Raw genomic sequence first — 6,149 nt, 5'->3', positions numbered from 1 at the left:
CTGCTTCCGCTTCAACCGGCGTTTCTCAATGGTTGCGATGACGGAACGGATCGCCAATGCAGTCTGCTGCTGCACGCCTTGCACGGAGCGCGATCTCAGGCTTGCGGAGGCTTATGGGTAATCACGTAGACGTATGCCTGCCGCTGGGAGGTTGTCTCCTTGGGGTCTAGCGCCGCGATCCGGTCATATTCCCGTAGCTGGCTGGCAGCCTTGTGGCGTTCACTAAGCCAACCGCAATGGCCGATCTCAAGCCGGTCGCTACCAACGGCCACGCAAGCCGCGGCCCAGCATTCATCAACGGTGGCAGCAAAGCCATCGGCAACCACACCCACGCTGTTGTGATCAGCGCTCCACTGCAGCGATTCACGCTCGCTGTGATCCAACCTCATGTTCTTGGTCTCGGCTAACCAAGCCACAAAGAGGCGGCGATCCTCGACCGCCCACTCGAATTTCCCTTTTAACTTGCGACGGTAAAAAACAAAACCCGCCGCGTATTCATCAGCCTGAAAACCAAGCGCTTCACGCTGCTTAAGCACCCAGGCTTTCCTAGCGGTGTAGTGGGCCTTCAGATAAGGGGGAGGGGCAAGCACCACGCCGCGCTGCTCCCAATTCCAAAAAGTCATGAGCTCCTGGCCCTGGTTTGTGATGCAAGTGTAGCGCTAAGGCTGGGCCTTGTCTAGTTCTGTTTTGGCGATGCGCTGCGCTAGGCGTTGACGCTCGAGGTGCGGTAACCAGTTGGCCAGGATCAGCAGCTCCCTCAAGGCCAGCGGTGGTGAGCCCGGCCCATAACCCAGCTTCTTGAGGCGCCGGTAGAACCGTGCACCCTCCGCCCGCGTGGCGCCCATCTTCTCGATCAACGCCCGGCCGCTAGGCCAGCAGCTCCCATCCTCAAAGCGCAAGGGGATCGGCTTTCTGTCCTGCGGTAGCGCCACCACCGGGTCACCGTCTTGCCACCTCCTAAAGCCAAGCTGGCCATCAGCACCTGGCACCCCAATGCCGTGGACGAGCGAGCGCCGCACACGAAAGACCTCAACGCCTGTAGCGGCGGCCGCGGCCGTCAGGCTGGGGTAAGCCTCACCAGTGTTGATGCAAACCACGGGGATGGGCCCCCCGCTTAACCGCTTAGCGATTCGCCGGAGCCTTAGTGCTTTGGCTTCGGCGGCGCGTTGATCCTCCCCCTGTTGCTGTTGCCGGCGTTCACGCTCTTTAGCTAGGTCCCGTGCCCGGAAGTGATCCATCTGCCGGCGAATGTCAGGCCGGAGCTCTGGCGCTGATATTTGACCTGCCTTAGGGCGCCCGCCACCACGATTGGCCGCCAGGTTTTTCGCTAGCTGCTCTTCAAATGCAGCATCACCCAACCGCTGCCGCAGCGCTCGTTCCCACACCGTCCGTGTAACGCCCAGCAGGGCGGTAAGCCGATTGATGCTGTCGCCTCGCATGAAGGCGGCCTTGGCTTGCATTAGTTGCAACCCCGTCAACTCGAGTTTGGCCCTGCCCATCTAGGTTCTCTGGTTTACGCCGCCTAGATAGCAGCGCCTTTCTTGTAGCATAGATCAACAGCTTGAACAGGTTGGAGCGCCCCCCAGAGATCCGGCAGGCCTTACGGCAGGTGACGGCCTACCTCGAGCAACTCGAGGTGGATCTGGCAGCGGAGCGTCGGGCCCGGCAGTTGGCGGAGCTCAAGCTCAAGGCCGCCCAGGCGGGCCGGCGCCCCCCACGCCCACCAGCAACGCCATCTGTCCCCACAGACCCCCTAGACCGTGCGTTGGCGCTCCTAGGCCTTACAGGCAGGCCGAGTGAACAGGAAATCCGTCAGGCGTACCGGCAGCAAGCCCGGACGGTGCACCCCGATATAGAAGGTGGCTCACCGGAGGCCTTTCAGGAGCTGACCACCGCGCAGGAACTTCTGCTGCGGGAGCTGCCCGCTTGAGCTGCCTCGTCCCGCTGCGTCCCACTAGGCTTAGGTAGCCCTACCCTCCACGAGAGTCATGGAGTGGGACACAGTGACATTCCGCCATCCGTTCGCCGCTAGGTCGCTGGCTAACTACGGCGAAGATCGCCAGGCCGAATTGTTCGTTGACGCCGAGATCGTGGTGCAAACGATCGTGAGCGGCAGCGTTGACGCGGAGTGGCAGGTAATGCGGCTGCTCCACTCGGTACTCGGCCTGGCGCCTGAGGACATCCAGGCATTGCTGAGGGAGCTCAAGGGCAACGAACAGGGCTATCTGCGTGCGGTTGAGCTAGTTGCTCAGGGCTTTGCTCGGCAACAAGGGCTATTTGCAGCGGCTTGATCTCCATGGAGTCCCCTCTGGTTTAGGCCGCTATTTAAGCAACGCCAAGTTTCAGGGGCCAGACGAGATCGCTAAGACTGCTCTCCCAGACAAGGATTAGTCCCTATTTGCGTGTTTTCAATGAAGGTTGCCACCTGGAACGTCAACTCGGTGCGCACCCGCCTCGAGCAGGTGCTGGCCTGGCTGCAACAGGAACGCCCCGATGTGCTGTGCCTGCAGGAAACCAAGGTGACCGATGAGCTGTTTCCGGGTGAAGCCTTTGAGGCCCTTGGCTACGCGGTGGCCATCAGCGGCCAGAAGGCCTACAACGGCGTCGCCATCCTCAGCCTGCTACCACTGGAGGACGTGAAGATCGGCTTTGAGGCCCTACTGCCCGCCGAGCAAGAAGCCGCCGGTCTCAGCGAGCAGAAACGGGTGATCAGCGCCCTGATCGACGGCATCCGAGTGCTGAATCTCTACGTGCCCAATGGCAGCTCGCTCAAGAGCGAAAAGTACGCCTACAAGCTTGAGTGGCTGGCCTGCCTGCGGCGCTACCTGGAGGAGCAGGAGCGCCAGGGAGATCCCCTCTGCATGGTGGGCGACTTCAACATCGGCCCCGAAGCCCGCGACATCCACGATCCGGAGCGACTCAGCGGCGGCATCATGGCCAGCGCGGCGGAGCGCTCAGCCCTGCAGCAGCTGCTGGGCGAGCGGCTTACAGACGTGTTTCGGGTATTTGAGCCAGAGGCCGGGCACTGGAGCTGGTGGGACTACCGCACCGGCGCCTGGGACCGGGACCGGGGCTGGCGTATCGACCACATCTACCTCTGCGAACAACTGCTCGCCTGCGCCACCGGCTGCGTGATCCACAAGGCCACCCGCGGCAATGAGCAGCCCAGTGACCACGCCCCGGTGGTGGTGAATCTGGTGTGGCCGCCTGAAACCGACGACTGGAACTAAGAACTGGAGCTGAGCCCGCTCAGAACACCACCGCTTCATCGGGCAGCGCCAGGCCCTGGGCCTGCAGCACCGCCACCCTGCGGGCCGATTCGCCGCAACTACTGGGAGTGGGGAAGATCTTGCCGGGATTAGCAAGATTCAGCGGATCGAAGGCCCGGCGCACCAGCTGCATCGTTGCCAGGTCATCGGGGCCGTACATCCAGTCGAGGTAGCAGCGCTTATCGCTACCCACGCCGTGCTCGCCGCTGATGCTGCCCCCCTCATCCACACACAACCGCAAAATGTCGGCGCCCAGGGCCTTCACCCGCTCCTCGATGCCGGACTCCTGGGCCGAATAAAGGATCAAGGGGTGCAGGTTGCCGTCACCGGCATGAAAAACATTGGCCACCGGCAAGCCGTAGCTGGCGCTGAGCTGCTCAATCGCGGCCAGCACCCGGGGCAGGGCACTGCGGGGCACTACGCCGTCCTGGAGGTAGTAGCTGGGGAAGCGGCGACCCAAGGCTGATACGGCCGATTTACGCCCTTTCCACAGCAGGGCGCGCTCCTGGGCATCGGTGGCCTGGCGCACGGTGCGGGCGCCCGCCTGGGAGCAGAGCTGGGTGGCCAGCTGCACCGCTGCGGCCACCTCCCCCTCCTGACCATCCAGCTCGATCAACAGCAGCGCCGCCGCATCGCGGGGATATTCATCAACGCCGAAGTAGTCGTTCACCGCCTCGATCGTGAGGCGATCCATCATTTCCATGCCAGCAGGCAGCAAGCCGGCGGCAGTCACCAGACGCACCGCCTCGCCGGCCGCTTCCATGCTGGTGAAGTCAGCTAGCAGCACGGCCACGCTCTGGGGCGCCCGTAGCAGCCTCAGGGTAATCGCCGTAGCGATACCCAAGGTGCCCTCACTGCCGATAAAGGCGCCCCGTAAATCGAGTTCAGGGGTTTCGTCGAGCTCGCTGCCCAGGCAGGTGACGCTGCCATCTGGCAGCACCACCTCCAGGCCCAGCACGTGGTTGCTGGTCACGCCGTATTTGAGGCAGTGCACACCACCGGAATTTTCGGCCACGTTGCCGCCGATGCTGCAGGCCACCTGGCTGGAGGGATCTGGGGCGTAATAAAAGCCATCGCCGGCCACCGCCCGCGTCACCCAGCTGTTGATCACACCGGGCTGCACCGTGATGCGCTGGTTTTCCAGGTCTATGGCCAGCACCTGGCGCATGCGACTGGTGGCGATCACCAGGGACTCGATCTCGGCTACGGCGCCGCCGGAGAGGCCCGTGCCACTACCCCGGGCCACAAACGGCACCCCCTGCTGATGACAGAGCTTTACCGCTGCAGCCACCTGGGCCGTCGTCTCAGGCAGCACCACCAGGGGCGGCTGGTGCCGGCTCAGGGTGAGGCCATCGCAGTCGTAGGCCAGCAGCTCCTGGCGCGCCGACACCACGGCGCGGGGTGGCAGGAACTGGCGTAACTGCCGCTCCATCTCTGGCCAATTGATGCCCAGATGACCCATCGCAAGAGGCCCAATTTACCGAGCAAGCACCAGGGGTCTGTTTTGGGTCAGGATGGTTGACGGTTTTGTCCCTCTGCGGGTTCCGCTTTGACCTCGGCTGCCACCTCCGCTCCGGCCTCGGGTTCTGCCCACAACACCAGCCGCTCCCAGGAGCTCTTCAATGCTGCCCAGAGCTTGATGCCAGGTGGCGTCAGCTCGCCGGTGCGGGCGTTTAAATCGGTCGGTGGCCAGCCGATCGTTTTCGATCGGGTAAAGGGCTCCTACGCCTGGGACGTAGACGGCAACCGCTACATCGACTACATCGGCAGCTGGGGGCCGGCCATCTGCGGCCATGCCCACCCCGAGGTGATCGCCGCCCTGCACGAAGCCCTCGACAAGGGAACCAGCTTCGGCGCCCCCTGCGCCCTGGAAAACACCCTCGCCGAGATGGTGATCGCCGCGGTGCCATCGGTGGAGATGGTGCGCTTCGTCAACAGCGGCACCGAGGCCTGCATGTCGGTGCTGCGCCTGATGCGCGCCTTCACCGGCCGCGAAAAGATCATCAAGTTCGAGGGCTGTTATCACGGCCACGCCGACATGTTTTTGGTGAAGGCCGGCTCCGGGGTGGCCACCCTGGGCTTGCCCGATTCCCCTGGCGTGCCGCGCAGCACCGCCGCCAGCACCCTCACCGCCCCCTACAACGACCTAGAAGCTGTCAAGCAGCTCTTCGCCGAGAACCCCGGTGAAATCGCCGGCTTGATTCTTGAGCCTGTGGTGGGCAATGCGGGCTTCATCACCCCCGAGCCTGGCTTCCTCGAGGGCATCCGCGAGCTCACCAAGGAGAACGGCGCCCTGCTGGTATTCGACGAGGTGATGACCGGCTTCCGCATCAGCTACGGCGGCGCCCAGGCCAAATTCGGCGTCACCCCCGACCTCACCACCATGGGCAAAGTGATCGGTGGCGGCCTGCCCGTGGGGGCCTACGGCGGCCGGGCCGACATCATGGCGATGGTGGCTCCAGCCGGCCCCATGTATCAAGCCGGCACCCTCAGCGGCAATCCCCTGGCGATGACCGCCGGCATCAAGACCCTGCAGCTGCTGCAGCAGCCCGGCACCTACGAGCGCCTAGAGGTAATCACCAAGCGGTTGGTCGCCGGCATCCTGGATGCTGCCCGCAGCGCCGGTCTGCCTATCTGCGGCGGCTCGATCAGCGCCATGTTTGGTTTCTTCCTCTGCGATGGCCCGGTGCGCAACTTCGAGGATGCCAAGGCGTCTGACACCGTGCGTTTTGGCAAACTGCATCGCGCCATGCTCGAGCGCGGCGTCTACCTGGCCCCAAGCGCCTTCGAGGCGGGCTTCACTTCCCTGGCCCACTCAGACGCTGACATCGACGCCACCATCGCGGCATTCCGCGAATGCTTCGCAGCGGTGGCTTGACC

7 protein-coding genes are annotated in these 6,149 nt (G+C 63.8%); 4 read left to right on the top strand and 3 right to left on the bottom strand.

Going from position 1 to position 6,149, the window contains the following annotated elements; all coding sequences use genetic code 11:
- Positions 1-95: 95 nt before the first annotated feature.
- Positions 96-623, bottom strand: coding sequence for a hypothetical protein (locus KBY83_RS06000; protein WP_255018725.1), 528 nt, complete (start codon positions 621-623; stop codon positions 96-98).
- Positions 624-659: 36 nt separating this feature from the next.
- Positions 660-1,499 carry a hypothetical protein gene (locus KBY83_RS05995; RefSeq protein ID WP_255018724.1) on the bottom strand — a complete coding sequence of 280 codons (840 nt, stop codon included), beginning with the start codon at positions 1,497-1,499 and terminating at the stop codon, positions 660-662.
- 71 nt (positions 1,500-1,570) lie between these two features.
- On the opposite strand from KBY83_RS05995, the gene KBY83_RS05990 reads away from it, so the two are divergent.
- The 3 genes from KBY83_RS05990 (at position 1,571) to xth (ending at position 3,230) form a co-directional block, all read left to right on the top strand.
- Positions 1,571-1,930 carry a DnaJ domain-containing protein gene (locus tag KBY83_RS05990; RefSeq protein WP_255018723.1) on the top strand — a complete coding sequence of 120 codons (360 nt, stop codon included), beginning with the start codon at positions 1,571-1,573 and terminating at the stop codon, positions 1,928-1,930.
- Between the two features lie 58 nt (positions 1,931-1,988).
- Complete coding sequence (locus KBY83_RS05985) at positions 1,989-2,291, top strand: hypothetical protein (protein ID WP_255018722.1); 303 nt, start codon at positions 1,989-1,991, stop codon at positions 2,289-2,291.
- Positions 2,292-2,411: 120 nt separating this feature from the next.
- Positions 2,412-3,230 carry an exodeoxyribonuclease III gene (xth, locus tag KBY83_RS05980; RefSeq protein WP_255018721.1) on the top strand — a complete coding sequence of 273 codons (819 nt, stop codon included), beginning with the start codon at positions 2,412-2,414 and terminating at the stop codon, positions 3,228-3,230.
- Between the two features lie 19 nt (positions 3,231-3,249).
- Here xth and KBY83_RS05975 read toward each other — a convergent pair whose 3' ends face one another.
- Positions 3,250-4,731 carry an FAD-linked oxidase C-terminal domain-containing protein gene (locus tag KBY83_RS05975; RefSeq protein ID WP_255018720.1) on the bottom strand — a complete coding sequence of 494 codons (1,482 nt, stop codon included), beginning with the start codon at positions 4,729-4,731 and terminating at the stop codon, positions 3,250-3,252.
- A 177-nt stretch (positions 4,732-4,908) separates the two neighbouring features.
- Between KBY83_RS05975 and hemL the strand changes: the two genes are divergently transcribed.
- Entirely contained in the window at positions 4,909-6,147 is a 1,239-nt protein-coding gene (hemL, locus tag KBY83_RS05970; RefSeq protein WP_255018733.1) for a glutamate-1-semialdehyde 2,1-aminomutase, read from the top strand.
- Positions 6,148-6,149 lie beyond the last annotated feature (2 nt).

It is taken from the genome of Cyanobium sp. WKJ7-Wakatipu (genome assembly GCF_024345355.1).
Classification (GTDB): domain Bacteria; phylum Cyanobacteriota; class Cyanobacteriia; order PCC-6307; family Cyanobiaceae; genus Cyanobium_A; species Cyanobium_A usitatum.
Note: the sequence above shows the minus strand (reverse complement) of the source record. Positions and strands in the feature narration are given on the sequence as shown.